The 24,476-nt window shown below is 69.4% G+C and carries 23 protein-coding genes; 11 read left to right on the top strand and 12 right to left on the bottom strand.

From position 1 onward, the window contains the following. The first annotated feature begins 87 nt into the window (after positions 1-87). Positions 88-888, top strand: a complete 801-nt coding sequence (locus tag JEQ17_RS46900) for a polysaccharide lyase family 7 protein (protein WP_200401049.1) — start codon at positions 88-90, stop codon at positions 886-888. 116 nt (positions 889-1,004) lie between these two features. Here JEQ17_RS46900 and JEQ17_RS46905 read toward each other — a convergent pair whose 3' ends face one another. Beyond that, positions 1,005-1,910 carry a hypothetical protein gene (locus tag JEQ17_RS46905; RefSeq protein ID WP_234048641.1) on the bottom strand — a complete coding sequence of 302 codons (906 nt, stop codon included), beginning with the start codon at positions 1,908-1,910 and terminating at the stop codon, positions 1,005-1,007. 242 nt (positions 1,911-2,152) lie between these two features. On the opposite strand from JEQ17_RS46905, the gene JEQ17_RS46910 reads away from it, so the two are divergent. After that, positions 2,153-2,731, top strand: coding sequence for a TetR/AcrR family transcriptional regulator (locus tag JEQ17_RS46910; protein ID WP_200401051.1), 579 nt, complete (start codon positions 2,153-2,155; stop codon positions 2,729-2,731). A gap of 84 nt (positions 2,732-2,815) precedes the next feature. Beyond that, on the top strand, positions 2,816-3,697 hold the full coding sequence (locus JEQ17_RS46915) for an alpha/beta fold hydrolase (protein WP_200401052.1): 882 nt from the start codon (positions 2,816-2,818) through the stop codon (positions 3,695-3,697). A 99-nt stretch (positions 3,698-3,796) separates the two neighbouring features. Here the strand turns inward: JEQ17_RS46915 and JEQ17_RS46920 are convergent, their stop codons facing one another. Together JEQ17_RS46920 and JEQ17_RS46925 are read right to left on the bottom strand one after the other, a co-directional pair. Beyond that, on the bottom strand, positions 3,797-4,462 hold the full coding sequence (locus JEQ17_RS46920) for a PH domain-containing protein (protein WP_200401053.1): 666 nt from the start codon (positions 4,460-4,462) through the stop codon (positions 3,797-3,799). A 194-nt stretch (positions 4,463-4,656) separates the two neighbouring features. Next, complete coding sequence (locus JEQ17_RS46925; protein ID WP_200401054.1) at positions 4,657-5,202, bottom strand: YciI family protein; 546 nt, start codon at positions 5,200-5,202, stop codon at positions 4,657-4,659. 131 nt (positions 5,203-5,333) lie between these two features. Between JEQ17_RS46925 and JEQ17_RS46930 the strand changes: the two genes are divergently transcribed. The 3 genes from JEQ17_RS46930 to JEQ17_RS46940 all read left to right on the top strand — a co-directional run bounded on the left by JEQ17_RS46930 (position 5,334) and on the right by JEQ17_RS46940 (position 8,418). After that, the gene (locus JEQ17_RS46930) at positions 5,334-5,822 is read left to right on the top strand and encodes a GNAT family N-acetyltransferase (RefSeq protein ID WP_200401055.1); all 489 of its coding nucleotides are present in this window, start codon (positions 5,334-5,336) and stop codon (positions 5,820-5,822) included. A 323-nt stretch (positions 5,823-6,145) separates the two neighbouring features. Continuing rightward, positions 6,146-6,841: a hypothetical protein gene (locus JEQ17_RS46935; RefSeq protein ID WP_234048642.1), complete on the top strand. Its 696-nt coding sequence runs from the start codon at positions 6,146-6,148 to the stop codon at positions 6,839-6,841. A 131-nt stretch (positions 6,842-6,972) separates the two neighbouring features. After that, entirely contained in the window at positions 6,973-8,418 is a 1,446-nt protein-coding gene (locus tag JEQ17_RS46940; protein ID WP_200401056.1) for an FG-GAP repeat domain-containing protein, read from the top strand. 101 nt (positions 8,419-8,519) lie between these two features. Here the strand turns inward: JEQ17_RS46940 and JEQ17_RS46945 are convergent, their stop codons facing one another. Beyond that, on the bottom strand, positions 8,520-9,182 hold the full coding sequence (locus JEQ17_RS46945; protein ID WP_200401057.1) for a GDSL-type esterase/lipase family protein: 663 nt from the start codon (positions 9,180-9,182) through the stop codon (positions 8,520-8,522). Positions 9,183-9,218: 36 nt separating this feature from the next. Beyond that, positions 9,219-10,739 carry an FAD-dependent monooxygenase gene (locus tag JEQ17_RS46950; RefSeq protein ID WP_200401058.1) on the bottom strand — a complete coding sequence of 507 codons (1,521 nt, stop codon included), beginning with the start codon at positions 10,737-10,739 and terminating at the stop codon, positions 9,219-9,221. Positions 10,740-10,952: 213 nt separating this feature from the next. Here JEQ17_RS46950 and JEQ17_RS46955 point away from each other — a divergent pair, with 213 nt between their 5' ends. Continuing rightward, entirely contained in the window at positions 10,953-14,228 is a 3,276-nt protein-coding gene (locus tag JEQ17_RS46955) for an ATP-binding protein (protein ID WP_200401059.1), read from the top strand. A 151-nt stretch (positions 14,229-14,379) separates the two neighbouring features. Here the strand turns inward: JEQ17_RS46955 and JEQ17_RS46960 are convergent, their stop codons facing one another. Further along, the gene (locus JEQ17_RS46960) at positions 14,380-15,306 is read right to left on the bottom strand and encodes an NADP-dependent oxidoreductase (protein ID WP_234048643.1); all 927 of its coding nucleotides are present in this window, start codon (positions 15,304-15,306) and stop codon (positions 14,380-14,382) included. A gap of 163 nt (positions 15,307-15,469) precedes the next feature. Between JEQ17_RS46960 and JEQ17_RS46965 the strand changes: the two genes are divergently transcribed. From JEQ17_RS46965 to JEQ17_RS46975, 3 genes are all read left to right on the top strand, one after another. Continuing rightward, complete coding sequence (locus JEQ17_RS46965) at positions 15,470-16,150, top strand: TetR/AcrR family transcriptional regulator (RefSeq protein ID WP_200401060.1); 681 nt, start codon at positions 15,470-15,472, stop codon at positions 16,148-16,150. Positions 16,151-16,284: 134 nt separating this feature from the next. Next, complete coding sequence (locus tag JEQ17_RS46970) at positions 16,285-16,863, top strand: dihydrofolate reductase family protein (RefSeq protein WP_200401061.1); 579 nt, start codon at positions 16,285-16,287, stop codon at positions 16,861-16,863. Positions 16,864-16,998: 135 nt separating this feature from the next. Next, complete coding sequence (locus JEQ17_RS46975; RefSeq protein ID WP_234048644.1) at positions 16,999-18,234, top strand: alpha/beta hydrolase family protein; 1,236 nt, start codon at positions 16,999-17,001, stop codon at positions 18,232-18,234. A 73-nt stretch (positions 18,235-18,307) separates the two neighbouring features. Here JEQ17_RS46975 and JEQ17_RS46980 read toward each other — a convergent pair whose 3' ends face one another. The 3 genes from JEQ17_RS46980 to JEQ17_RS46990 form a co-directional block, all read right to left on the bottom strand. Next, the gene (locus tag JEQ17_RS46980; protein ID WP_200402083.1) at positions 18,308-19,516 is read right to left on the bottom strand and encodes an MFS transporter; all 1,209 of its coding nucleotides are present in this window, start codon (positions 19,514-19,516) and stop codon (positions 18,308-18,310) included. A gap of 229 nt (positions 19,517-19,745) precedes the next feature. After that, positions 19,746-20,180: a VOC family protein gene (locus JEQ17_RS46985; RefSeq protein WP_200401063.1), complete on the bottom strand. Its 435-nt coding sequence runs from the start codon at positions 20,178-20,180 to the stop codon at positions 19,746-19,748. 124 nt (positions 20,181-20,304) lie between these two features. After that, positions 20,305-20,601: a hypothetical protein gene (locus JEQ17_RS46990; protein ID WP_200401064.1), complete on the bottom strand. Its 297-nt coding sequence runs from the start codon at positions 20,599-20,601 to the stop codon at positions 20,305-20,307. A gap of 342 nt (positions 20,602-20,943) precedes the next feature. Between JEQ17_RS46990 and JEQ17_RS46995 the strand changes: the two genes are divergently transcribed. Continuing rightward, on the top strand, positions 20,944-21,639 hold the full coding sequence (locus JEQ17_RS46995; RefSeq protein ID WP_200401065.1) for an alpha/beta fold hydrolase: 696 nt from the start codon (positions 20,944-20,946) through the stop codon (positions 21,637-21,639). 58 nt (positions 21,640-21,697) lie between these two features. Here JEQ17_RS46995 and JEQ17_RS47000 read toward each other — a convergent pair whose 3' ends face one another. Genes JEQ17_RS47000 through JEQ17_RS47010 form a run of 3 tightly spaced genes read right to left on the bottom strand, consistent with a single transcriptional unit; the run spans position 21,698 to position 24,297 of the window. Further along, positions 21,698-22,531 (bottom strand): MerR family transcriptional regulator, encoded by an 834-nt coding sequence (locus JEQ17_RS47000; RefSeq protein ID WP_200401066.1) that lies wholly within the window; start codon positions 22,529-22,531, stop codon positions 21,698-21,700. Between the two features lie 12 nt (positions 22,532-22,543). Beyond that, positions 22,544-23,344: an ABC transporter permease gene (locus tag JEQ17_RS47005; protein WP_200401067.1), complete on the bottom strand. Its 801-nt coding sequence runs from the start codon at positions 23,342-23,344 to the stop codon at positions 22,544-22,546. Further along, positions 23,341-24,297, bottom strand: coding sequence for an ATP-binding cassette domain-containing protein (locus JEQ17_RS47010; RefSeq protein ID WP_200401068.1), 957 nt, complete (start codon positions 24,295-24,297; stop codon positions 23,341-23,343). The genes JEQ17_RS47005 and JEQ17_RS47010 overlap by 4 nt, the downstream gene beginning before the upstream one ends. Between the last annotated feature and the right edge of the window lie 179 nt (positions 24,298-24,476).

Genomic DNA, 24,476 nt, shown 5'->3' on the forward strand with positions numbered 1-24,476 from the left:
CGTCCAAGTGCCGCCAAGTATCCCCAGGTAGCCCCTGCAAGTACCCCCCCATGGGTCCGTCGTGGCCCAGACATGAAGGAGCCGCTCATGATGCGTCAAACGCCCTCGCGTAGTTCTCACCGCCGCGCTCTGCGTCTGCTCGCGGCGCCCGCACTCGCCGTCGGCCTGTTGGCGCCGGTGCAGAGTGCGTCGGCCGATTCGGCGGGTGCCGCCGCCTGCCCCGCTCCGGCCGCGGCCATCGGCCTGAGCACAGGCTGGAAGCTTCAGCTGCCCCTCCCCAACAGCTCCGGGTCCCCGCAGGAGATCAAGCAGCCCGCCCTGAAGACCTACAACAACGCACCCTGGTTCACGACCACCTCGGACTGCAGGGCGATCCTGCTGCGGGCCGCGGTCAACGGCGCCACCACCAGCAACTCCGGGTACCCGCGGTCGGAGCTGCGCGAGATGACAGCCGACGGGTCGGCGACGAAGAGCTGGCCGTCCACGTCGGGCACCCACACCATGGTCGTCGACCAGGCGATCACCCACCTCCCCAAGACCAAGCCACACGTGATGGCGGGGCAGATACACGACGAGACGAGCGACGTCACCTCGTTCCGTCTCGAAGGGACCTCGCTCTACATCACCTCGTACAACACCACCCACTACAAGCTGGTGACCTCCAACTACCAGCTCGGCACACGCTTCCAGGGGAAGTTCGTGGCCCACGACGGAAAGGTCGACGTCTACTACAACGGCGCCCTCAAGGCGACCGTCGACGGCGCGTTCGGCAGTGGCTACTACAAGGCGGGCGCCTACACCCAGGCGAACTGCAACATCTCCTCGCCGTGCGACAACTCGAACTACGGGCAGGTCGCCCTGTACGGAGTCACGGTGACGCACAAGTGACCTGACGGGGTCGCTCCTCCCGGTGCGTGTCGCGGAACCCGCCGCCTGATGCGGCTCGCCGATCGCACCGGGAGCAGGCGGTCACGTTCTCCGGAGGTTGTGCTCGGCGGCCGCGGTCAGGCCTCGCAGAAGGGCATGGTCCGTACGTGTCCGCCGAGGTTCTCGTCGTCGGTGCCCAGGAGGGCGTCGGTGGAACCGGGCAGACACTCGACCGCCTCGATCTTGTACTCGGGGAATGTTCCGAGGACGCTCGGGGAGGCCGCGAGCGTGACCCGTACCCGGCCCGCAGCCGACACGCTCACCCGGCCCGCGTCGCTCACCGCGGAGTCGAACGGGCCGTCGTCACCGGCATCGGCCGCCGAACTCGCAATGATCCGGCCGGAGTCGGTCACCGAGATGTCGGAGATGTGCCGGGTGCCGTCGTCGGTCGGATAGGCCGCCAGGTAGTCCCGGCGCGTCACCGTGCCGAACTGCGGCTGGCCCCACGGGGCGAACGTCAGGGGCGCCGCGTAGAGCGAGGCGGGACGATCCGCTCCGGCTCCACGGTCCGCCCACAGAACGGCGAGCTTCCCGTTCTGGACGACGAGCGCGAAGCTCTCGAAGTCGTCGCCGAGGCCGATCGCCGGCAGCGGTGAGTAGTCGACGACCGTCGCCGTGGGGCCGGCGACCTTCAGGCGGTAGACGATGCCGCGGCCGGTGAGCGCCAGGTATTCCCCCGGCATCCCGGGGATGGCTTCGACGGCCTCCAGGTCGACGGGTTCCGGCCCAGTCCAGGTGATCGGGGAGATTCCGTCGGCGCCCTCCCAATGGGTGATCCGGGACAGACGCTTGTGCCCGGACCCCTTGTTGTCGTGCACGGCCAGCACGTTCACCCCTGATCCGCTTGAGGTACGTCCCTCGTACGCGAGGCCGCTGACACCGCTGCGGGCGTCGCCGCCGACCTTCTGCCATGCGCTGTCCGCACCGGCCGGGGCGGTGCCGAGTGTGGTCAGCAGGGCCGTCGCCGCGGTGAGCCAGGCCATGCGCTGCAACATCGCGAGTTTCACTGAGGGTCGCTCGCCTTCTGTGTCCGACGGACGCGAGATCACGCGCCGGACGTCAGGTTATTGATCATGGTGCGTGTCGGCCCACCGATGATTGCGCCATTCGCAGGAGCGCGAAGACGGACTCGGCGGGCACGCGCCGCACGGCCGGACGCCGTGGTGGGTCGTGACCGCCGCACCACTTTCTTGAGCGATCGATCCAGATAGGTTACTGTGATCGCATGGCAAGGGCCCGGGAGTTCGACACCGAGGCGGCGGTGAGCCGCGCGATGGAGCTGTTCTGGGCGCGCGGATACGAGGCGACCTCGGTGCGCGATCTGACCGGGCATCTGGGGATCGGCCAAGGGTCTCTGTATGCGGCGTTCGGCGACAAGGACGGCCTCTACCGGGCCGCACTGGAGCACTACCGCACCACCCTCGCGGCGGCGGCCCTGCGCAGCCTCGACGAGGGAGCGGACGCCCGGTCGGCGATCCGTACGATGCTGGTCGAGCGGGTCCGGATCGCGGTCGAACTCGACGGCCGGGGCTGCCTGTTGGTCAATGCCGTCTGTGAGCGCCTGCCGGGGGACCCTGCTACCCGCCGCACCGTGCGTGACGTGCAGGACGCCAGTCGGCGCGCCCTCGCCGACGTGCTGCGCGTGGCGGCGGAGCGGGGTGAGGTCCCGGCGACCGGCGACCCGGACACCTTGGCCGCCTTCCTGGTCACCTTCCTCAACGGCCTGCTCGTCTCCTCGAAGATCACACCCGACGTCCGTGCCCTGGAACCCCTCGTGGAGGTCGCGCTGGCCGCCCTCGACTGATTTCTTCATGCCTTGAATCTGTATCGCACGATCCATAAAACGGGCCGACGTCCGCGAAGCCCCTCAGGAAAGTCGAGAAGAAGCATGATCGTCGACCATCACGCACACCCTGTACGCACAGGCCGCGCCACCGTCAACGGAACGAGCCTGCACTACCGGACAGCCGGTTCCGGCCCGGCGGTGGTGCTGCTGCACGGCGTGCCCAAGACCGGCTACCACTGGCGGCACCTCGTCCCGAAGCTGACGGCCCAGTACACCGTCGTCGTACCGGACCTGCGTGGCCTCGGCGACTCGGCCCGTCCAGCGGACGGATACGACAGCGCGACGATGAGCGACGACATCGCCGCGCTGATGGCCCACCTCGGGCACGCGTCCTACAGCGTGATGGGGGAGGACTGGGGAGCGGTGATCGGCTACCAACTCGCGGCCCGGCACCGGGATCACGTCAACGCCCTTGTGTTCTGCGAGGCGTTGTTCCCCGGATTCGGCTTCGAGGACCACACCGCACTCACCCACGAGAACGTCTCGAGCGGCATGCACCTGTGGCATCTGGGGTTCTACTTCCAGCCGGACGTACCCGAGATGCTGATAGCCGGGCACGAACGCGAACTGATCACCTACATGATCAAGTACGAGCGCAGCCATCCCGACACCGCCACCCCCGACGCGGTCGACGAATACGTCCGCTGCTACTCCATGCCCGGCGGCATACGCGCGATGCTGGCGATCTACCGGGCCATGCTCGTCGACGCCGAACAGAACCGACAGGCATCACAGCGGAAGCTGGACATCCCCGTGCTGGCGCTCGGCGGCTCGGCGTTCATCGGCGACCGGAACGAGACCCAGATGCGGCTCATGGCCCACGACGTCACCGGTCATGTGTTCAACGCCGGCCACGACCTCGCCGAGGAAGTACCCGACGAGGTGGCCGAGGCAGTCCTGCCTTTCCTGGCCAAGAGCCTGTAGTTCCCGTCCTGGCCGAGAGGCTGCACCCGCACCCGCTCCGCCACCGCGACCCCAGGGCTCGACCGCGGGCCTCGACCGCGGGCCTCCGGTCGCGACCCGTCAGCCGCTGGGCCGACGGCCCCGATACGAGGTGATCGCGGTCAGCGCGAAGATCAGAGGGGCTCCCACTCCCATGACCAGGAGTGGCTGCAGGACCGACTCCAGCCACTCCGGCATGTCGACGAAGAGGGGCAGCAGCATCAGTACGGTCAGCGGGATGAAGGCCAGCATCACGGCGGTGAACCCCGTCATGAGGGCGGCCTGTCGGGCATCGCGTCGGTCGATGAGGACGGCGGCCTGTGGGTCGGGCGCCCAGTCCGCGCCACGCAGTTCTGACCATGAGTCGAGCAGCAGCCCGAGTTCGCGCTCGACGTTCACATGAAGATCGTCGACGAACGGCAACAGCACTTTGGAGCCGTCCCGCCCGTAGGCGTGCACGAGCACATTGGGCGCACCGCTCTGCATCGCCGATGCCGGATTGACCTCTGCCCTGATGTCCTGGATGTCCTCCCATGCCAACCGCCGGCGCTTGACCATCCCGCGTGCGTGGATCGCCTTGATGTCCGCGGTGGTCGAACAGCGCAACGTGGCATAGAAGAGCCACCCCATCAGAGCCACCCACGCCGCCAGGAAGGGGTAGCGGAGCGAGGCGGGCACCTCGGCGCCCCACAGAGCCGCCAACACGCTCAGCGTGCCCAGGCCGATCACCCAGAAGAACACGTGCATCCGGGAGCGTCTCATCCGGTACTCGCGCGGCAATCGTTCGGACCCCACAGCCACCCCCGCGGTAAGGCGTGCCCCATCCGTCGACACGACCGATGGGGCACCATGGTGAGGCCCCAACTCCGTTGTGTCGAGGGCCCGTTGAGAAGTGAGGGGTTCCGGGGTGTCTCTACGCCCCTCGCCGCGTTCTCAGTTCACTACGACCGCCCGCCGAACTGCCAGTCGTGGACCTCGATGTCGGCGTACAGGCCCTGGGTCAGGACGGCACGTGCCGTGTCCGGGTCCGGTGCCCGCACCAGCGCCACCGTACCCAGCCAGGTGGTGCCGTCGTCGGACAACAGCGGCCCGTACGCGATGAGTTCGTCCCGGTCGGGCGGCACGGCGAGGTCGGCACCCCGACCCGGGCCAAGGCCGAGCACCAAGTACCGGTTGCCGTCGGTCCCACCGCCGGGGAAGTCCCACATGGTGCGCCCCAGCAGATTGCGCCATCGGCGCAGCAACACGTCCCGGTACACACCGGCCTGGTAGCCGGGCTCGTCGAAGGCGAACGCGCGGGCGGCGGCAGGATCCGGCAGGTCCAAGATGTGCACGCTGCCGGTGGGCACATCGTCCCCGGCGAGGGTAGGGCCGCGGGCGATCATCTCCTTGTCGAACCGGTCCATGTAGGACCAGTGCTCCTCCAGCAACTCGTGACGCAGCGCCAGAGAGCCGGGCCGATCGCGGTGGTAGCAGAAGAACTCCATGCCCCGATCCTCGCAGGGATCCCGACCTCCAGAACTCCAGCCGTGGATCGCTGTGTGCCCTGGTCCTGGGGCTGTCTGCCGCTGGTGAAAACCCAGGTGGCCTCAGCGCACGCTCTGGGTAGAGTCGGGCGATGCCCGAGCTGAAGCGGCTGCACGCCGGTCACACCCAGGCGGTTCTGGCCTTCGAGCTGGCGAACCGCGCCTACTTCGCTGCGTCGATCTCCGACCGCGGCGACGAATTCTTCGACCTGTTCGCCGACCGGTACAGCGCCGCGCTGGCCGAGCAGGAAGCCGGCATCTGCGCTTTCTACCTGCTTGTTGCCGAGGACGGCTCGGTACACGGCAGGTTCAACCTGTACGACCTGGAGGACGGCACTGCCAGACTCGGCTACCGGGTCGCGGAGCGGGTCGCCGGCCGCGGCGTGGCGACCGCGACCGTCCGGGAGCTGTGCCGGATGGCGTCCGCGAGGCACGGCCTGCTCACACTGCGGGCGGCCACCTCCCACGACAACGCCGCGTCCCAGAGAGTCTTGGCCAAGGCCGGGTTCGTCCCGGTCGGCCCTGCCACCCCGGCCGATCTCGGCGGCAAGTCAGGCACCTGGTACCAGCGCGACCTCTAGCCATAGACCTTGATCCTGCTCGTGGGTCGGCTGCGGGAAGGCCCCGGCCACCGCCGATCATCGGTGTGCAGTCGGCCGGTTCGCCCGGGTCGAACCCCGGCCTCGGGTACGGGATCTCATGCCGGGGCCCGCTGTCGGACCTGCCACGCACAAGCTGTTGGAGCATCGCCGAGCGGGCGCTCTCCACCATCCGTCCGCCCTTCGGGCAAACTCCGGTTGTCACAGGCACGGCCCGTCATGGAGGATCAAGCGTTCGAGGCGCACGGAACCGCTGTGCGTGGTGGGGGCGCGAGGGGGCGGCGATCTTTTCCGTAGTCGTCAATGTGCTGGTCGGTCTGGTGACCAGCCTCATCGGTGGTGGGTTCGTCTGGCTCTGGGAGCGCGGCAGGCGCACCGGCCGACTGCGGCGCAAGGCGGACTTCTTCGGCCTCGTCCCGGGGGAGACCTGCTTCATCGTCATCGGCAACAAACACAACACGCGGGGCCTCACCACACACAAGGAAATCCGCGCCATGATCGAGGTCGCGACCCTGGCCGGCCAACTCGGCTGTGACGTCGCGACCGAGTCCAGTGACGACTTCCGCGGCATCAACGACGACCGTACGGAGTTCTGTATCGGCGGTCCGCTCGGCGAGGCCAACCTCCGCACGGGCGGCCACCTCGCGGCCCATCTGCCAGGTGTCAGCATCCTGCCGTACGGTCAGGGTCCGGAGTCGATGGCGTTCGACGTCGGCGGCCGACGCTACCCCTACCGGAAGAACGAGGTGGAGTACGCCCTGGTGGCCAAGTTCAGGCCACCGCAGGCGTCTCGCCCGGTCATGCTGGTCTGCGGCCAGAGCTCCCTGGCCAACCAGGCCGCGATCCACTTCCTCAGAAGGAACTACCAGCAAGTCGCCGACACCCTCGACGCGGTCGACCGCTACTGCCTCCTGATCAAGATCTCGGACATCGGTACGTACGGCTTCCAGGGCGCGAGCCTCGAAGCCGATGTGACCGCTGAGGCGTTCACCGCCCCCTGACGCCAGTGCCGCGCCGAAGACTCAGTTCCTGCCCTGACGCCAGTACCGCGCCGACGCCCGGGTTCCTGACCGGAATCCGACCCTGACCCCGTCGTTACGGGCCCGTGAGCTGCGTCTCGCACACTTGCGCCATGCGCCGCCGCCGTACCAACCGCCATGCTGTCGCCGTGGTCCTCCTCTGCACGACCACCCTGCTGTTCACGGGCTGTTCGGGCGACGACGGGAAGTCGGCGCCGACGCCCCCTTCTCCTGCTCAGCGGGACGACGGCGAGGTCAACCGGGACGACGTGAACGGCGACGGACACGCCGACGCCGTCGTCAACGGGTGGTACAAGGAGCCGAAGCCAGGGGGAGATTGGCACAACAACCGCTTCGTCGCCCTCGCCGCATCCGGCGGCCCGGAACCCGGCAAGGCCTTCCGCCTCGCGGAGCGATACACCAAGCCGGACCCCCGGGTCACCAGCTCGCCGATCATGCACGACCGGTCGACCCAGTTCACCGGAGATCTCGATGACGATGGCCACGCCGATGTCGTCGTACGCAACCTGCTGAGCCACCCCAACGGGAAGTCCACGCCCGAGCAGCGCATCGTCTGGGGCGGCCCCGACGGCCCCGCGGGCGTCACCGAGCTGCCCGCCGACGTCCTCCCGGCCACCGCCGCCGGGGACTTCGACGGCGACGGCGCCCTCGACCTGCTGACCCTCGCGGAGCCCGGCAGCCAGTACGAGCGCAAGCCGCAGCCCGCCACTGTCCTGTACGGGCCGCTCGGCCGCGACGACGGGGCGCCCCGCACCACCTCCACCGTCGACGTGGGCCAACAGGGCTGGGTGTCCGTGGTCCACGCGGTCGTCGGCGACTTCGACGGCGACGGCCGGGACGACCTGGTGACCAAGGCCGAGTACGACGAGGAGGATGTCCGCTTCGAGGAAGACATGCCGGAAGACGTCATCGACGCCGTGTTCTACCGGGGTACGCCCCAGGGGCTGAAGCCCGCCGGGGCCGTACCCGGCATCACGAGCGAGGCCGACAGCCAGGCCGACGCCAAGCCCGTGGCCGCCGGTGACTTCGACGGCGACGGCCACGCCGACATCCTCGCCCGGGTGGGCTTCAGCGAAGCCCGTGCCGTCTACGGAAGCGACAAGGGCCCGGGCAGGGGCAGGGCCGCCCGCGACCTCGGGAAGCTGGATGTCGTCAACGCCGTAGCGGTCGGCGACTTGAACGGTGACAGCTACGACGACATCGCCACCCAGTCACATGGCATCGATCGCCGTATCGGCCAGGTGGTGGTGCTCCTCGGCGGCAAGGACGGACTCGACGCGGCCCGTACCGTCAGGATTGACCGGCGTGCGATCGGCCTCGGCGGCTCACCGCAGCACGAGGGGGACCGCGACTTCTTCGGCTGGGACCTGCACATCGCCGACCTCGACACCGATGGCCGCGACGAACTGCTCATCGGCACGTTCGGCTTCAACAAGCCCCGCAAGGACGCCGGTTACTGGATCCTGCGCGGAACGGAGGACGGCCCGTCGAAGACCGACCACCGCTTCATCAAGACCAAGGACTTCGGCGAGAACTGACTACTTCCCGCCGCGCATCGCCGACGTCCCGGTCGGTGACGCTCCTCGCGATCGCCGATGTCACCGATGTCCCCCGCCTCGCGGACGATCGCGAGGTCCGGTCACGCGACCAGGCGCAGCCAGGCCGACGCGAGCGCCGCGTGAGCAGCCGGTGTCGGGTGCACACCGTCCGCAGCCCAGTACTCCGGCCCGGTCGTCGCGGAGAGCCCGGCGAACATGCCGTCGGCCGACAGCAGATGCGCGCCGTACTTGCGGGCGAGCTCGCGCACGACCTGGATCTTCGGGTCCAGGTCGGCCCGCCACTCCTTTCGGACCTCTTCGTCGAGGTGCACGTCGCCGACCTCGACCAGGCCGCGAATCGGCAGCAGGAACGGCTCGATGAGGATCAGGTCGGCGCCGGCCTCGGCGAGGGGCGCGAGCAGGCGGTCGTACCCTGCCGCGAAGTCCCCCGCGGGGATCACATAGCCGTCCGGGTCGTACGAGTGCCAGCCGACGTCGTTTCCTCCGACCAGGATCGACACCACGTCCGGGCGCGCGTCGAGGACGTCCGCCTGCCAGCGGGCTTCGAGGTCCATCACCTTGTCGCCCGCGATGCCGGAGTTCAGCCAGTTCACGGCCCGGTCCGGGTGACGGAGTCCCCACTCGCCCGCGACGCGCAACGGGTAGCCGAAGCCGAGACCGTCCTCACTCTCCAGCCGCTGGCAGTCGGTGATCGAATCGCCGGCGAACATCACGGTGCTTCCCGGGCGGATGGTGATAGTCATGCGTGCTCCTTGAACTCGGTTGTCGGGGTGGCTGATTCAGATGTGCGGAGTGCCGAACCAACGGCCGGCGGCCTGTTCGAACGCTTCGCGGTCAGGGGCGCGATCACCTGCCCAGGCGACTGTGCCGTCGGGCCGGACCAGTACGGCACCCAGTCCGAGGTCGTTCCTCGCCGGACCGGCCGCATACCGGAGCCGGCTCTCCCAGCGCATCGCCGAGCCGTGCAGGCTTCGGTCGATGCTGAAATCGAGAGCGACGCCTCGCCCGTCCTGCATCAGGTCGCCGAGGCGGGTGCCGTCCTCAAGACGGAGGTCCGGGGCGTTGCGGCCGACCAGCGGGTGCTCGCCGCCGAGGTCGTAGCGGTTGGCCGATCCCGATGTCCTCTTGAACACGTACGTCGTTCCGTCTCGGGTCCCGAGCAGGTCACGCAGCAGTCCTTGGACCGCCTGGGCATGCGGGTCCGGCTTCATGGCCGCGGCCTGGGCGCGCGTCCAGTCCAGCACGCCTGCGCCGATCGGACGGCGCTCGCGGGTGTAGGTGTCGAGAAGCCCGTCCGGCGCGTGCCCGTGCACGGTCGCCGCGAGCTTCCACCCCAGGTTCATGGCGTCGCCGAGGCCGAGATTGAGTCCCTGCGCTCCAAGAGGGGAGTGGATGTGGGCGGAGTCGCCCGCGAGCAGGACGCGCCCCTGCCGGTACGTCGTCGTCTGCATCGCCCGATCGGTGAAGCTCGAAGCGAGATGGACGCCGGTCAGCGTCACGTCGGTGCCGGACACACGGCGCAGAACCGCCTGTAGATGTTCGCGCGTCGGCCGCTGCGAGCGGTCGAACGCGCCGCCGTCGAACTCCAGCATGCCGATGTACTCCTGCACGGGCGTCCGGAGGTACATGCCTGTCGGCGTCAGGTTGAACCCGGGGTGCAGCTTCTCGGGGTCGGCTATGTCGGCGAGTACGACATAGCCGGTGAACTGCGGCTCGGTGCCGACGAATTCGAAGCCCGCGAGCCCACGCACCGTGCTGCGCCCACCGTCGCAGCCGACGACCCAGCGTGCCGCGTACTCGTGCTCCCCGGACTGCACGACCACGCTCTCATCGCCCTGCGCGACAGCTGACACCGCGACGCCACGCCTGACCTCCACGCCCAGCTTGGACGCCCGCTCGGACAGCACCGTCTCGACCGCTTCGAGATTCGTCATCACTCCCTCCAGTGCCGGGCTGGGAAGCCGAAAAGGGAGGGCGGTGACGTCGACCTGGGCCGGATCGAGCATCATGCCCGCGAAGTGGCTCACTCCACGAGGGGGTGACGGCTCGTCCGAGTCGGGGTTCGCGCCGGGATCGTCGTGGACGCCCGACGCCGTCAGGAGCGGGTGCAGCATCCCGCGGCGGTAGAACGCCTCGACCGACGCGGCGGACAGGCCCCGCATCCCGAGCGGGTTCTCCTTCCATGGGGAGCGGCCCTCCGGCGCCCCCTCCAGCACCAGGACGGAACAGCCCGCGAGACCAAGCTCGCAGGCAAGGAAAAGACCAACAGGGCCGGCGCCCACAATCACTACGTCATGCACGAGAACTTCCCTTCCAAAGCCTCTTCCGCAGCCTCTTCCGTGAGGCACGCAAAGACTGACTCGGGCCGCTCACACGGGGCACGCACGGCGCTGACATGGGGGCACACGGCACTGACACTCCGGTCCGGCGCCTTCCGGTACCGGCGTGAACAGGGAAGCCAGGTACCACCGCCCTGATTTGGGGATCGTGCGTGCGCACGCGAAGATCGTGGGATGGACGGCGATGCCCGGCTTCGCATCACGCTGCTCGGCGCCTTTCAGGCGTCTCGCGGTGACACCGTCCTGCCCGTCGTCGGCGCGCGGTTGCAGGGTCTGGCCGTACGACTGGCGCTCGCAGGCGGCCATACGGTCGCACAGGGCGTCCTGGTCGACGCGATCTGGGCCGAGGACCCGCCGGCCGGCCCCGCCCACGCCCTGCAGGCCCTCGCTTCACGGCTGCGCAGGGCCCTCGGCTCGGCCGACGCCGTCACACAGGTCGCGGGCGGATACCGGCTGGACGTGGACGCCGACGCCGTGGACGCGCTGCGGTTCGAGCAACTCGCAGCCACCGGCCGTGACCGCCTGCGCGCAGGCGATCCGCATGCCGCGGCGACCGCGCTCGGCGAGGCCGTGGCGCTGTGGGGCGGCGACCATCCCGGTACCCGTCCCGGCGCCGAGCCCACGGATGTCGCCGCGGTGGCGCCCGCCGCCGCGACCCGGCTGGCCCACGCCTCGGTCGAGGCAGTCACCGACCTGGCCGACGCCGAGCTGTACCTGGGCCGTGCCGACGAGGCCGCCGCCCGCCTGACCGCACTGCTCACCGAGCACCCCGTCCACGAGCGGGCGGCAGCGCTGCTCATGGACGCGCTCGCCGCCCAGGGGCGCCAGGCCGAGGCACTGGCCCTGTACGAGCGGGTCCGTGAAACCCTGGCCGACGACCTCGGCACCGACCCGGGCGCCGCCCTGCGCGACCGCCATCTCAGCCTGTTGCGCGCCGAGCGGCCCACCCCGGCCGCCGACACCGCGCAGACCAGGCCCAGCAACCTGCCCGCGCCGCTGACGAGCTTCATCGGGCGCGACGACGACCTCACCCGGATCGACACACTGCTCGCCGCCGGGCGCCTGGTCACCGTGCTCGGTCCCGGCGGCGCAGGCAAGACCCGGCTCGCCGTCGAGGCCGCCCGCCGCCACGGCCACGAGTACCGCGACGGCGCCTGGATGATCGACCTAGCCTCGGTCACCGAACCGGCCAAGGTCGGCGCTGCCCTGCTCGCCGGGATCGGGCTGCGCGGCGGCGCGATGTTCGAGGCCCGGAAGCGGGTGGAGGGCGACGACCTGGACGTACTCGTCGACCAACTCGGCGGCCGCGAGAGCCTGTTGCTGGTCGACAACTGCGAGCACCTGATCGACGCCGTGGCCCACCTGGTCGCGGCACTGCTCTCCCGCTGTGCCGGGCTGCGCGTGCTCGCCACCAGCCGCGAACCCCTCGCGGTCGACGGCGAGGCGCTCGTACCGCTCGGCCCGCTCGCGCTGCCCGCCCCGGACGACGGCGTCGAACAGACCCAACGGGTGGCATCGGTGCGCCTGTTCACCGAGCGGGCCGCGGCCGTACGCCCCGGCTTCGAAGTCGACGGGACGACACTGCCCGAGATCCGGCGGGTGGTCCGCAGCCTGGACGGGATGCCGCTGGCCCTCGAACTGGCCGCGGCCCGACTGCGGACGCTGTCGCTGCCCGAACTCGCCGACGGGCTCTCCGACCGGTTCCGGCTGCTCACCACCGGCAGCCGCACCGCGCTGCCCCGGCACCGCACACTGCGCGCGGTCATCGCCTGGAGCTGGGACCTGCTCAGCGAGGACGAGCGTACGGTCGCCGAACGCGTCGCGATCCTGCCCGCCGGAGCCACACCGGCCTCGGCCACCGCACTCTGCGCCGGCACCGCGGTACAGGCCGCAGACATCCCCGAACTGCTCGCCGACCTGGTCGACCGCTCGCTGCTGCAACTCGCGCCCGCCCCGGGCCGCTACCGCATGCTGGAGACGTTGCGCGAGTATGGCACCGACCGCCTGGCCGAGACGGGCGACCTCGGCACCGTCCGCGACCTGGCCGCCGGCCACTTCGCCGAACTGATGGCCCGGTACGACCCGCGACTGCGCGGACCCGGCCAGCTGACGGCCATACGAGTCATCGGCGCCGAGTACGACAACACGCTCGCCGCGCTGCGCCGGCGATGCGACACCGGCGATGCCGCAGGTGCGGTCGCCCTGGCCCTGAACCTGACCTGGTACTGGCAGATGTTCGGCCGGAAGTCCGACGCGGCCTACTGGCTGGGCGAGGCCCTGTCGGTGCCCGGCGGCCAGCCTTCGCCCGACCGCGACTGCGCCCACGCGATCCACTTGCTCAACCGGGTGGACACCCGGCCGGGGACGACCGCCGAGGAGGCTGCGGGCGACCAGGCCGAGCTGCGGGAGCTGGCCGACCGGCTCCTCGCGTACCCGGAGCTGCCCGGCCCGTACGGCGCGCTCACCGCGCTCCCGCTGGCCTTCCTGCAGGGGGAGACGACCACACCCGCGCTCGTCGAACGCCTCGCCGACGGCGACGACGTGTGGCTGTCCGGGCTGGCCCGCATGTTCCGGGCCCAGTTCGCCGAGAACGCGGGCGAGCTGGACCGGATGCGTACCGACGTCGAAGCGGCCCTGGCCTGTTTCCAGCAGGTCGGCGACCGCTGGGGCCAGGCCAACGTGCTGCCGTTGCGCGCCCAGCTGCGGCAGTACGACGACGACCTCGACGGCGCGCTGGCCGACCTGCGCGAAGCCCGGTCGCTGGCAGGCGAGTTCGGCTCGCTCAGCCTCGGCGACGAGGTGTTCGGCGACCTGCGCTGGATCGACCTGCACCTGCGGCGCGGCGACACCGACCTGGTGATCGCGATGATCGACTCGGCCCGGGAGCGGGCCCTGCGCGCGAACTCGCCGGAGATGCTGCTCCTGGTCGACGCGTGGGACGCCGTCCTCTGGGTGCGGCTCGACGACCTTGACCGGGCGCGGGAACTCCTCGACAAAGCCGAACGGGGTCTGCACGGCGACACCCCGTTCCCCGGCGACCACGGGCGGACGCTCGTCGGCAGTGCACGGGCCTCGCTCTGCCTGGAAACGGGCGACCAGGCCGGTGCGGCCAAGGCGCTGGCGAAGGCGTACGCGGCGGCGCTGGAGACCCGGGACCTGCCCATCCTGTCGCTGGTGGCGGTCAACACAGCCGCGCTCGCCGAGGCACACGGGCGACATCACGAGGTCGCCGTGCTCCTCGGCGCCGCCTCCCGGCTGCGCGGCGCCCACGACCGCACCGACCGCCAGGTTCGCGACCTCACCCGCCGAGGCCGGACCGCACTGGGCGAGGAGACGTTCGCCGCGGCGTACGGGAAGGGCTGGGAACTGGACGCGAGGACGGCCGTGACCGCAGTGGATCCGGCCCGGCTGTCCCCGGAACTCAGGTCGGCTCACGCGGACCCCGAGTAGTTCAGCCGGGCAGGTCGAAGAGCGCCGCCGGCACGCCCAGTTGCTTCTCGAACGTCTCCGGCTCGTTTCCGACTCGGTGGACGGCCGTCGGCGGGCAGTTTGCCGCCGGGGGAGCATCATCCAGTGGCTGCGGGCCTGTTCGTCCATCGCATCAGGGCACAGTGATTACGATCTTGCCGCGCGCGTGGCCGGCGGCGCTGACCTCGTGAGCTGTGGCGGTCTCCTTCAGTGGGAACACGGCATGCAGCGGGACCGTGAGGCGGCCGCGGTCGGCGAGGTCGGCCGCCACCGGCAGTCCTGCCCAACCCGTCGGTTCTCCCGCTCCGGAGCGGGAGAACCGCACCCCGTGCCGATCGGCGTCGAAGTCCGCGATGGTCACCACGCGGTGCGGATCGCCGGCGATGGCCACGAGTTCGGCAAGGGAGCCCTTCCCGGCCGCGTCGAGAACCACGTCGACGCCGTGCGGAGCCAGCGGGGCAAGGCGATCGGCCAGCCCGGCCCCGTAAGTGACCGGCACAACGCCGAGTCGATCGAGGAAGCCATGGTTGCGTTCGCTCGCGGTGCCGATCACGAAAAGGCCGCGGGCCTGGGCGAGTTGCGCGGCGATGGTGCCGACCCCTCCAGCGGCACCATCGATCAGGAAGGTCATGCCCTCGGCGGCTTCCAGGGCATCCAGTACGCGCGTGGCTGTGTCGATGTTGCCCGCGGCGCCACCGGCCTCCTCGAAGGACCATGACCGAGGTTTGGGTGCCCACGCCTCCAACACCGCGTACTGGGCCGCTCCGCCTCCCAGATCCGCGAAGGGAACGAGACCGAAGACCGCATCACCCACGACGGTGCCGGTCACCCCCTCTCCCACCTCGTCGACGATTCCCGCGGCATCCATACCGGGGACATGGGGGAAGTCCAGGGAAGTGATGCTCTGCAACATCCCTGAGCGCAAGTACGAGTCAGCAGGGGTGACGCCGGTGGCACGCACCGCGATGCGTATCTGGCCGGGACCGGCATGCGGCTCCTCAGCCTCCTCCACGCCGAGGACCTCGGGACCGCCGTAGCGGTGGTACTGCACAGCGAACACGGACAACCTCCGTACACATGGCGGGTAGTTCAGAAGGAGGGCTCGCCAGGACGGCGCCGCCCCTCACCTCTGCGGCAGAGAGCAGACCGCGGGGGACCGCGGCACCAGAGCACGCTAACCCGCTAAACGGACGACCTCTTCCGTTTGTGGTTAAGTGAGAGACATGCCTGCTCAACCGTCTCGGAACCCGCCCTCCGCCGCCTCCGGCACGCCTGCCCCGGGGCAGAGAGCCGACGCCAGACACAACCGCGCCCGGCTCCTCCGGGCCGCCCGCGAGGCATACGCCCTCAACGGCACCGACGTACCCTCCAGCACGATCGCCCGCAGAGCCGGAGTGGGTGCCGCCACCCTCTACCGGCACTTCCCGACCCGCGACTCGCTGATCGCCGCGGCGTTCTCCGAGCAACTGGCCCAGTGCGTCGCAGTCCTCGACGAGGCCCTTCAGGACGACGATCCCTGGCACGGCTTCTGTTCCGTTCTCACCAAGGTGTGCAGGATGCAGGCCCAGGACCGCGGATTCAGCGCCGCGTTCCTCTCCCAGTTCCCAGACGCGCCCGGCTTCCGTCGTGAACGTGCCCGCGCCGAGGCAGACCTCGCCCGGTTGGTACAGCGTGCGAAGGACACCGGGCAACTCCGCAAGGACTTCGACCCCAGCGACGTCACCCTCCTGCTCCTGGCGAACAACGGCGTCCTGCAGGAGTCCCCGGAGGTCTCCATGGCCGCCTCCCGCCGCCTGCTCGCCCACTTCCTCCAGTCCTGCCGGACGACGGACGGCGCGCCCCTGCCCCCGCCCGCGCCACTCCGCCTCGGCGACCTCTACAAGCCACCACGCCGAAACGAGTGACCGGCGGCGCCCGCTCCCTGGATCCCCTGGAGCCGCGTTCGGGGTGGCCGGACTCCGGGAGTCCAGGGCGATGAGTTTCGCGGCGGCCGCAAGTCTCTATCCACACGCGATCAACCACATTCGAGGAGAGCACCATGACGACCACGTACACATTCGACGTCTTCTGCAGCCTCGACGGCTTCGGTGCCGCCGGCGGCGACTGGACCGGCTACTGGGGCAAGCAAGGTCCCGAGCTCCTCGATCACCGCCTCGGCCTGTACAGCGGGGAGCAGCGGATGGTCTTCGGGGCAAACACGTATCGGGCGTTCGCGCAGATGCTGGCATCGAGTACGGAGGAGTCCGAGGTGCGTGACCCATGGGTCACGCGGATGAGGAACCTGCCGGCAACGGTGGTCTCGACCACACTGGAAGGACCCCTCGACTGGCCGGATGCGAACGTCGTGAGCGGTGACGCCGTCGACGTCGTCGCCCGGCTCAAGGAGGAGTCCGAGGTGCCGTTGCGCTCGCACGGCAGCCTGTCGATGAACCGGGCGCTGATGGCCGCCGGTCTCGTCGACCGCGTCCAGGTGACGCTCTTCCCTGTGATCACCGGTCGGACCGGGTTGGACCCGATCTTCCAGGGCGCGGCCGACTTCGACCTGGAGTTGATCGAGAGCCGGACGCTGGACGGCCACATCCAGGAGCTCGTCTACCGGCCCACCCTGCATGCCTGAGTCCATGCATGCACCCCGCCCCGTCAGGGAGTCATCGATCACGGCGAGGGCGCGTCGTTTCCGGGGAAACCCGAACCAGGGCACCTGGGGGTAGCACGAGTGACCTCGGAGGTGATCTTGTCGAGGATGGACGGCATGTCGTCCTTCTCTCTCCCACGCCGCGAGTTCCTGGCAGCGACTGCTCTGGCGATGTCGCCGCTGGCGGGTATGCCTGCCGCGCGGGCCCAGTCCCGGCCGGCCCGCCGCTCGGCGATCCGACTCCGCCTCCCCGAGCCGACCGGACCGTGCACGATCGGTACGGTCTCCCTCCATCTGACGGACCGAACTCGGCCCGACCCATGGATGCCGTCGGTGCCCCACCGCGAACTGATGATCAGTGTCTGGTATCCGGCTCTCGCGCCACGCCGCGGGCAGCACCTCGCGCCATACATGGAGCGCGGCGCGGCCGAGCGATTCGACGCCCTGGAGCCGCATCGCATCCCGTCGGGCACGGTGGACTGGGTGGGCACGCGCACGCATGCCCACCGTCAGGCGCCCGTGGACCCACGCGGCGGGCGTCGGCCGGTGGTGCTGTACTCGCCGGGTGTCGGAGACCCTCGCTGCTGGGGCACCCTGCTGTCCGAGGAACTGGCCAGCCACGGCTACGTCGTTGTCACCGTCGACCACACCTACGAGTCTCCGGGCGTGCAGTTTCCCGACGGCTCGGTCAGGACGAACGAGGTGCTGCTCGAGGAATTCGCGCGGGCCCAACGCGAGGGCACCGTTCCCGCCCTGCTGGAGAAGACGCTGCGCACCAGGGTCGCCGACGCCCGCTTCGTCGTGAGTAGGCTCGGCGCGCTGCCGCACGGCCTGTCGGAAGTGCTCGACACCCACCGGGTCGGCCTGGCCGGCCAGTCGGGAGGCGGATTCACCGCCGCTCAGAGCATGTACGAGGACCGGAGGATCCGAGCCGGGATCGACCTGGACGGCACCCTGGAGTTCAACCAGGAACCCAACGGAACCAATCTCTCGCCCGTTGCCACCCACGGCCTCGACCGTCCCTTCCTCCTGATGGGCCGTGAAGGCAGCGACCACGCGCGAACCGAGCCGTCATGGGCGGCGTTCTGGTCGCACAGCACCGGATGGCGCCGCGACCTGACCCTGCGCGGCTCGCGGCATCAGACGTACACCGATCTCGCGGCAGTCATGCCCCAGACCGGTCTCGGCCAGGACATCGTCGAAGAGACCATTGGCACGATCGACCCCGCCCGCGCGGTCACGGTGATCCGAGCCTGTGTCACCTCATTCTTCGACCGCTGGCTGCGAGACCGCAACGACCATGTCCTGGACGGTCCCTCAGCGAGCCTCCCCGATGTCACCTTCGTCTGGTGAGCGGCTGTGCCACGGACCTTGACCGAACGCGCTGAGCATCGCCAGGCGTGCAACGGCTCTCGCCGACATCGATTCACACGCGGTGCGCAGTAATCTGCGGCGCGGGTGACTCGGCTTGGCGTGCGGCAACGGCCATGACGACGACGGAGATCAGTACGATGCCGGCGCCGACGTAGAGCGGCGCGGTGTATCCGAGACCCGCGGTGATGGCCAGGCCCCCGAGCCAGGCGCCCAACGCGTTGCCGATGTTGGACGCGGACACATTGGCACTGGCGGCCAGCGCCGCCCCGTGGGCGAAGTCGGTGACGCGAGTGATCATGCCGGGCACGCCGGCGAATCCGAACAGCCCCATCAGAAACACGAGTATCACCGACGCGGTGGCGCTGCCGGCCAGCAGACCGAACACGGCCAGGGTGACGGCAAGCCCGAGCAGGGCAAGGACCAGGGCGCGGTCACGGTCGCGGTCGGCCGCTCGCCCGCCGACCAGGTTTCCGACGACCAGACCGACGCCGTACACCATCAACAGCCAGGCGACATCCGAGGAGGAGAAGCCGCCGACCTCGGTGAACGTGTAGGCGATGTAGCTGAACGCACCGAACATCCCGCCGTAGCTGAGCGCGGTGGCGGTGAGGGTCAGCCAGACCTGCCAGGAGCGGAACGCGCGGAACTGCGCGCGCAAGCCGTCGGCAGGTGCCGGGTCCGAGCGGCCCGTCACTGTCGGCGGCCGTGTCTCTCCCGCCCCGTCGGGGACAAGGGCGGCGATTCCCGCCAGCGCGAGTACGCCGATCGCGGTGACCGCCCAGAACGCCACTCTCCAGCCCCAGCGTTCACCTACCAACGCGCCGAACGGCACCCCCAGCACGTTGGCGAGCGTCAGCCCCGCGAACATGACCGCGACCGCGCGGGACTTCTTCTCCGGCGCGACCAGACTGCGAGCGACCAGCGAGCCGATACCGAAGAACGACCCGTGGCACAACGCCGCGACGATCCGCCCGAGCAGCATCACCGGGTAGTTCGGTGCGAGTGCGGACAACAGGTTGCCGACGACGAACAACGCCACCAGGCCGACCAGAACCTCCTTGCGGGGCAGCCGAGCCGTCGCCGCGGTCAGCGCGATCGCACCGACCGCGACGCTCAACGCGTACCCGGAGATCAGCCATCCCGCCGCCGCCTCGGACACAGCGAAACTGGACGCCACCTGAGGGAGCAGCCCAGCGATCAGAAACTCGGTCAGTCCAATGCCGAACCCACCGAGCGCCAGTGCCACCAGCCCACTCGGCATCCGCTGCCGCTCGATCACGCTCCTGTACGCCATTCGCTCATGGCTCCACCCTCACCCCTGGATGCGGGCTCATCCATGGACAAAGATCGAGGGCGCTTGGACGAAAGTGAGCACACGACGGATGCGTGGAGGTGCGCCGGCCACACCCGGATCTCTCGGTCACCGCGGACGGGTGCTACCGGGGCATCGGCCTGGCCTGGTCTGGTCGTCCCGCCGTCTCGGAGGACGCTCAGTCGAGACAGAACTCGTTGCCCTCGATGTCCTGCATCGTGATGCAGGACTCGTTTTCGTCATCGGCAAGCTGCGTGAGCACGTGTACCGCGCCGAGCGCGATCAGTCGTGCGCATTCGGCCTGAAGCGTGGCCAGGCGCTCTTCACCTACGAGTCCGGTGCCGGCCCGCACGTCAAGATGCACCCGATTCTTGACGACCTTGCCTTCTGGAACGCGCTGAAAGAAGAGTCGCGGGCCCTCACCCGAGGGATCACTGCAGGCGAACCATGAATCCCGATCCTCCGGAGGCAGGGAGCGGTTGAAATCGTCCCAAGTGTCAAACCCCTCCGGCGGCGCCGGTGCGACGTACCCCAACACCTCGCACCAGAAACGAGCGACGCGCTCTGGTTCCGCGCAGTCGAAGGTGACTTGGAACTTCTTGATCGATGACATCGGCGCACCATAGCAGGGGGACTTTGTTACCCATTTCCCGGTGTGGATCAGCAGGTTGGGGGAGGACGGCCCCTGCCGGCCGCTGCTCTGGCGTGCGGTCGCGGGAGGCCGGAGCGGGACGGCACTAGCGGGTGACCACGTTGAACACCGGGTAGGTCTGCGGTTGCACGTCCGCGAGGCCGAGCTCTCGCAGGATCGGGATGAGGGTCTCGCCGAACTGCTGGAATGCCTCCTCGGACTCCCAGACGTCCACGACGAGCCAGCCGTTGCTTGTGGGCGCGGCGGTGTGCGAGATGAGTCCGGACACCGGCCAGTCGGCGGGGCTCTCGACCGGGCCGGGCCGACCGGCGACCTTCTCCGCGCTCTGCTCGTACTGGGCCTGGGTCATCCCCGGCATATCGAGAACCACAACGATGGCCATAGCTGACTTCCCTTGCGAAGAGGTACGGAGTCGTTCGGCCAGTCGACCACCTCGGTGAGCCGCCTGCGCGTTGACCTGAGCCGGACAGGGCATGGACAGCGATCGCAACAGCGGCGGTCCCTCTGCCCGCCATGTACTCCGTCACCTCGGGAGTCCCACTCGGTCGCCTCCGGTGCCTGTTGCGAACGAGGTCAGCTCGTTGAACGCCCCGGGACCCTTGAGGCGTGAACAACCCAACGGATCCATGTCTTGGCCTTTTGCTCCCTTGCTGTGCCGCAGACCTCGTCAGCAGAACTGAATTCAATTATGGTTCGGTTGATATCGTTGACGAGGAGGTACGTGATGGCGTTCGTTCTCATCCATGGGGCAAGCTTCGGCGCGAACTGTTGGGACGAGCTGATCCCCCATCTAAGTGCGGAAGCGCTGGCGGTCGACCTTCCGGGGCGCGGGACCAGAGCTGAAGTCGACCTGGGCACGGTCACTCTCGCGGACTGCGCCGATGCGGTCCGCGAGGACATCGAAGCGAAGGATCTGCGCGACGTGGTACTCGTCGGTCACTCATTCGCGGGCGTCACGATCCCACGTGTCCTGGACCTCATACCTGACCGGATCCGCCACGTCGTCCTCGTGTCGGCCGTGGTGCCGGCGGACGGTTCCCGGGTGCTCGACCAGATCGATCCGGGAGTGCGGGGGCTGGTGGAGCAGTCCATCGCCGACGGCGTCTACCACCAGACTCGCGAGGGCGCCGCCGCGATGCTGTGCAACGACATGGACGAGGCGACCACCGCGTCCACCCTGAACCGGCTGGCCGACGACTCGGCCGCCCTGCTCAGCGAGACTGTGAACCTGAGCGGCTACAGCCGCGAGATACCCCGGACGTACGTGCACCTCACGCGCGACCAGTGCTACGTCGAGGAACTCCAGCAGCGATCCATCGCGCTGCTTCGGCCCGACGTCATCGATCTCGACACCGGCCATATGGCGATGATCAGTGCGCCCGAAAAACTTGCCGCCGTCCTCAACGCCGTCCACGGCTGATCGCCACCAGTCCGGGTGACGTCCACCTGGCCGGCGGCAACCTGGACCCCGCCCGCCGTCACCGCTCACGCTGTGAGCGCTGCACCGCAGTGTCTTCCCGCCGTGTTCCGGCAGCACCCCGTGTGGGGGTGACGCGTTCGAGCTTGGTCCAGCCGGTCCAGCCTTGCTCCCTCAGCAGCTCGATCAGCCGACGGGCCGGCGGCGCGGTGTCGAACGCGAGCGCGTCCATCAGCTTGACGAACGGAGGCTCGATGTCGGCGTCGTCGACGTACCCCTCGCCCTGCTCGTCGGCCATCCGCGTGATGTACGCGGCCAACTGGTCGGCCAGCTCGACCAGCTGTGGATCGTCGTCGGTCCGGTCGAGGGCCTGGCCCAGGGTGAGATAGAAGTCGATGAGCTGCGGGTCGGCGATCTGCTCCCGCTTGCGGGCCATCCACTCCGGAATCCGCTCGGGCGAGTGTGCGGCCAGTGGGATCCAGCCGTCGCGCTCCACCCGTACGATCCGCTCGTCGACGCCGAGCGCCCGCAGCCGGTCGAGGAATTCGACCACCTCCCGGGGCAGCGCCAGGTTGTCCCCGGAGGCGAGGCGGGCGATCCGCTCGCGGTGTCGCTGCCGTTCCCGGATCTCCGTACGCAGCCGCTTGTCGATGTCCGCGACCGCTGCGGCGAACTCCTCCTCGTCCGCCTGCAGCAGCTCACGCACGCGCCTCAGCGGGACCCCGGCCTCGGCGAGGGTCCGGATCTTGATCAGCTCGACCACGGCGCCGGCGTCGTACCTCCGATAGCCGGAGTGGTCCCGCTCCGGCTCCGGCAGCAGCCCCTTGGCGTGGTAGTGCCTCACCGCGCGCACAGTCACTCCGGCGTACGACGCCAGCTCGCCGATGGTCAGCATCGCACCAGTCTCCTAGCTCGCGGCGCGCGTCCGGTACCGGTAGAGGCGCCGCGACCAGAGGTAGCCGACCATTCCGATCACCCCGCACCAGCCGATGGCCCACAACGCGTCCGAACCGTCCGGCGATCCCGCCAGCAGACCGCGGAAGACGTCCATGACCGGAGTGAACGGCTGATGCTCGGCGAACCACCGCAGCCCGTTCGGCATCGACTCCACCGGGACGAACCCGCTGCCCACGAACGGCAGCAGCACGAAGATCATCGGCAGGTTGCTCGCGGTCTCCGCATCCGGACTGGCCAGCCCCAGCGCCACGGTGAACCAGGTCATCGCGAACGACAGCAGCGCGAGCAGTCCGATCAGCGCCGACCACTGCAGCGCCGAGGCGGCGGTCTCCAGACCGAGCAGGAACGCCACTCCGAAGATCACCGCGAGCGCGAGCGCGGTCTGGATCATCGCGCCGAGCACGCGGCCGCTGAGCACTGAGACCTTGGCGATGTCCATGGTCCGGAACCGGTCGATGATCCCGCTGGTCATGTCGGTGGCGACCAGGACCGCAGTGCCGATGGACACGCTGGCCACCGTCATGACCAGGATTCCGGGGGTGATGAACGTCAGGTAGTCGCCACGGTCCCCTGCCGGGGCTCCCGGCAGACCGGCGCCCATGGTCGCGCCGAAGACGTAGACGAACAGCAGCAGGAACAGCAGCGGCTGCCCGATCAGCATCACTGTCATCGACGGGTACCGGGCCATGTGCTTCAGATTGCGACGCAGCATGGTCACGGAGTCGCGAACGGCGTACCTAGCGGTGCTCATACCGCCACCTCCTCGGAAGGCCTGTCGGGGGTGGGGCGACCGGTGAGGGCCAGGAACGCGTCGTCCAGATCCGGGGTGTGCACGGCGAGCCCGACGACCGAGGTGTCGTCGACGGCGTCCAGCAGCCGTCGCAGTGCGGCGAGGCTGCCGTCGTGCGGCAGGATCACGGTGAGCGCCTCGGAGTTCGCGCTCGCTCCGGGCAACTGGCGCACCAGCTCCGCCACTCGCTCGCCGTCGGCGGCCCGGAGCTCGATGCGACCGCCGGGGACCAGCCGCTTCAGCTCGGCCGCGGTGCCCTCGGCGACCAGTCGGCCCCCGTCGAGCACACCGATCCGGTCGGCAAGCTGGTCGGCCTCCTCGAGATACTGGGTGGTGAGGAAGACGGTCACCCCGTCGGCCACCAACTCCCGTACGATCTGCCACAGTTCACGTCTGCTGCGCGGGTCGAGGCCGGTCGTCGGTTCGTCGAGGAAGATCAGCCGCGGCCCGGCCACCAGGGTCATCGCCAGGTCCAGCCGCCGCTTCATACCGCCGGAGTACGTCACCGTGCGCCGGTCGGCGGCATCGACCAGGTCGAACCGCTCCAGCAACCGCTCGACAACACGCCCCGCGCGGCGCCGATCGAGGTGGCCGAGATCGGCCATCAGCCGCAGATTCTCCCGCCCGGTCAGCAACTCGTCCACGGCGGAGAACTGCCCGGTCACCCCGATCGCCGCGCGCACCTGATCGGCCTCGCGGCATACGTCGTACCCGGCAACCCGAGCCTCACCGGCGTCCGCGGGTAGCAACGTCGACAGGATCCGGACCGTGGTCGTCTTGCCGGCTCCGTTGGGCCCGAGCAGGGCGTAGACGGAGCCGGCGGGGACAGTCAGGTCGACTCCGGCGACCACCTCGTGACCGCCGTACGACTTGCGCAGCCCGGCCACCTCGATCGCACTGCTTCTCGTAGTCATGCCCACCATGCTGAGAGGTTGCCCCTGCGTCAGGGTCAACTGCCGCGGTGACAGCGTCCCTTGGCGCGGCTCGCGTACTGGGCGCTCGGTTGCCTGACACCTGGTAACTGACAACTGACATAGCTCCGTCCAGCGCGTACCGGACGGGGCCGTGACACGGCCGGGCCATACCGCGGCCC

Origin of the sequence: Streptomyces liliifuscus (assembly GCF_016598615.1) — a bacterium.
GTDB classification, from domain to species: Bacteria; Actinomycetota; Actinomycetes; order Streptomycetales; family Streptomycetaceae; genus Streptomyces; species Streptomyces liliifuscus.

Coding starts and splice junctions, on each gene's coding strand:
- JEQ17_RS46900 (WP_200401049.1), top strand. CDS start 88: ATGATGCGTCAAACGCCCTCGCGTAGTTCTCACCGCCGCGCTCTGCGT.
- JEQ17_RS46905 (WP_234048641.1), bottom strand. CDS start 1,910: ATGGCCTGGCTCACCGCGGCGACGGCCCTGCTGACCACACTCGGCACC.
- JEQ17_RS46910 (WP_200401051.1), top strand. CDS start 2,153: ATGGCAAGGGCCCGGGAGTTCGACACCGAGGCGGCGGTGAGCCGCGCG.
- JEQ17_RS46915 (WP_200401052.1), top strand. CDS start 2,816: ATGATCGTCGACCATCACGCACACCCTGTACGCACAGGCCGCGCCACC.
- JEQ17_RS46920 (WP_200401053.1), bottom strand. CDS start 4,462: ATGCACGTGTTCTTCTGGGTGATCGGCCTGGGCACGCTGAGCGTGTTG.
- JEQ17_RS46925 (WP_200401054.1), bottom strand. CDS start 5,202: ATGGAGTTCTTCTGCTACCACCGCGATCGGCCCGGCTCTCTGGCGCTG.
- JEQ17_RS46930 (WP_200401055.1), top strand. CDS start 5,334: ATGCCCGAGCTGAAGCGGCTGCACGCCGGTCACACCCAGGCGGTTCTG.
- JEQ17_RS46940 (WP_200401056.1), top strand. CDS start 6,973: ATGCGCCGCCGCCGTACCAACCGCCATGCTGTCGCCGTGGTCCTCCTC.
- JEQ17_RS46945 (WP_200401057.1), bottom strand. CDS start 9,182: ATGACTATCACCATCCGCCCGGGAAGCACCGTGATGTTCGCCGGCGAT.
- JEQ17_RS46955 (WP_200401059.1), top strand. CDS start 10,953: ATGGACGGCGATGCCCGGCTTCGCATCACGCTGCTCGGCGCCTTTCAG.
- JEQ17_RS46965 (WP_200401060.1), top strand. CDS start 15,470: ATGCCTGCTCAACCGTCTCGGAACCCGCCCTCCGCCGCCTCCGGCACG.
- JEQ17_RS46970 (WP_200401061.1), top strand. CDS start 16,285: ATGACGACCACGTACACATTCGACGTCTTCTGCAGCCTCGACGGCTTC.
- JEQ17_RS46975 (WP_234048644.1), top strand. CDS start 16,999: ATGTCGTCCTTCTCTCTCCCACGCCGCGAGTTCCTGGCAGCGACTGCT.
- JEQ17_RS46980 (WP_200402083.1), bottom strand. CDS start 19,516: ATGCCGAGTGGGCTGGTGGCACTGGCGCTCGGTGGGTTCGGCATTGGA.
- JEQ17_RS46985 (WP_200401063.1), bottom strand. CDS start 20,180: ATGTCATCGATCAAGAAGTTCCAAGTCACCTTCGACTGCGCGGAACCA.
- JEQ17_RS46990 (WP_200401064.1), bottom strand. CDS start 20,601: ATGGCCATCGTTGTGGTTCTCGATATGCCGGGGATGACCCAGGCCCAG.
- JEQ17_RS46995 (WP_200401065.1), top strand. CDS start 20,944: ATGGCGTTCGTTCTCATCCATGGGGCAAGCTTCGGCGCGAACTGTTGG.
- JEQ17_RS47000 (WP_200401066.1), bottom strand. CDS start 22,531: ATGCTGACCATCGGCGAGCTGGCGTCGTACGCCGGAGTGACTGTGCGC.
- JEQ17_RS47005 (WP_200401067.1), bottom strand. CDS start 23,344: ATGAGCACCGCTAGGTACGCCGTTCGCGACTCCGTGACCATGCTGCGT.
- JEQ17_RS47010 (WP_200401068.1), bottom strand. CDS start 24,297: ATGACTACGAGAAGCAGTGCGATCGAGGTGGCCGGGCTGCGCAAGTCG.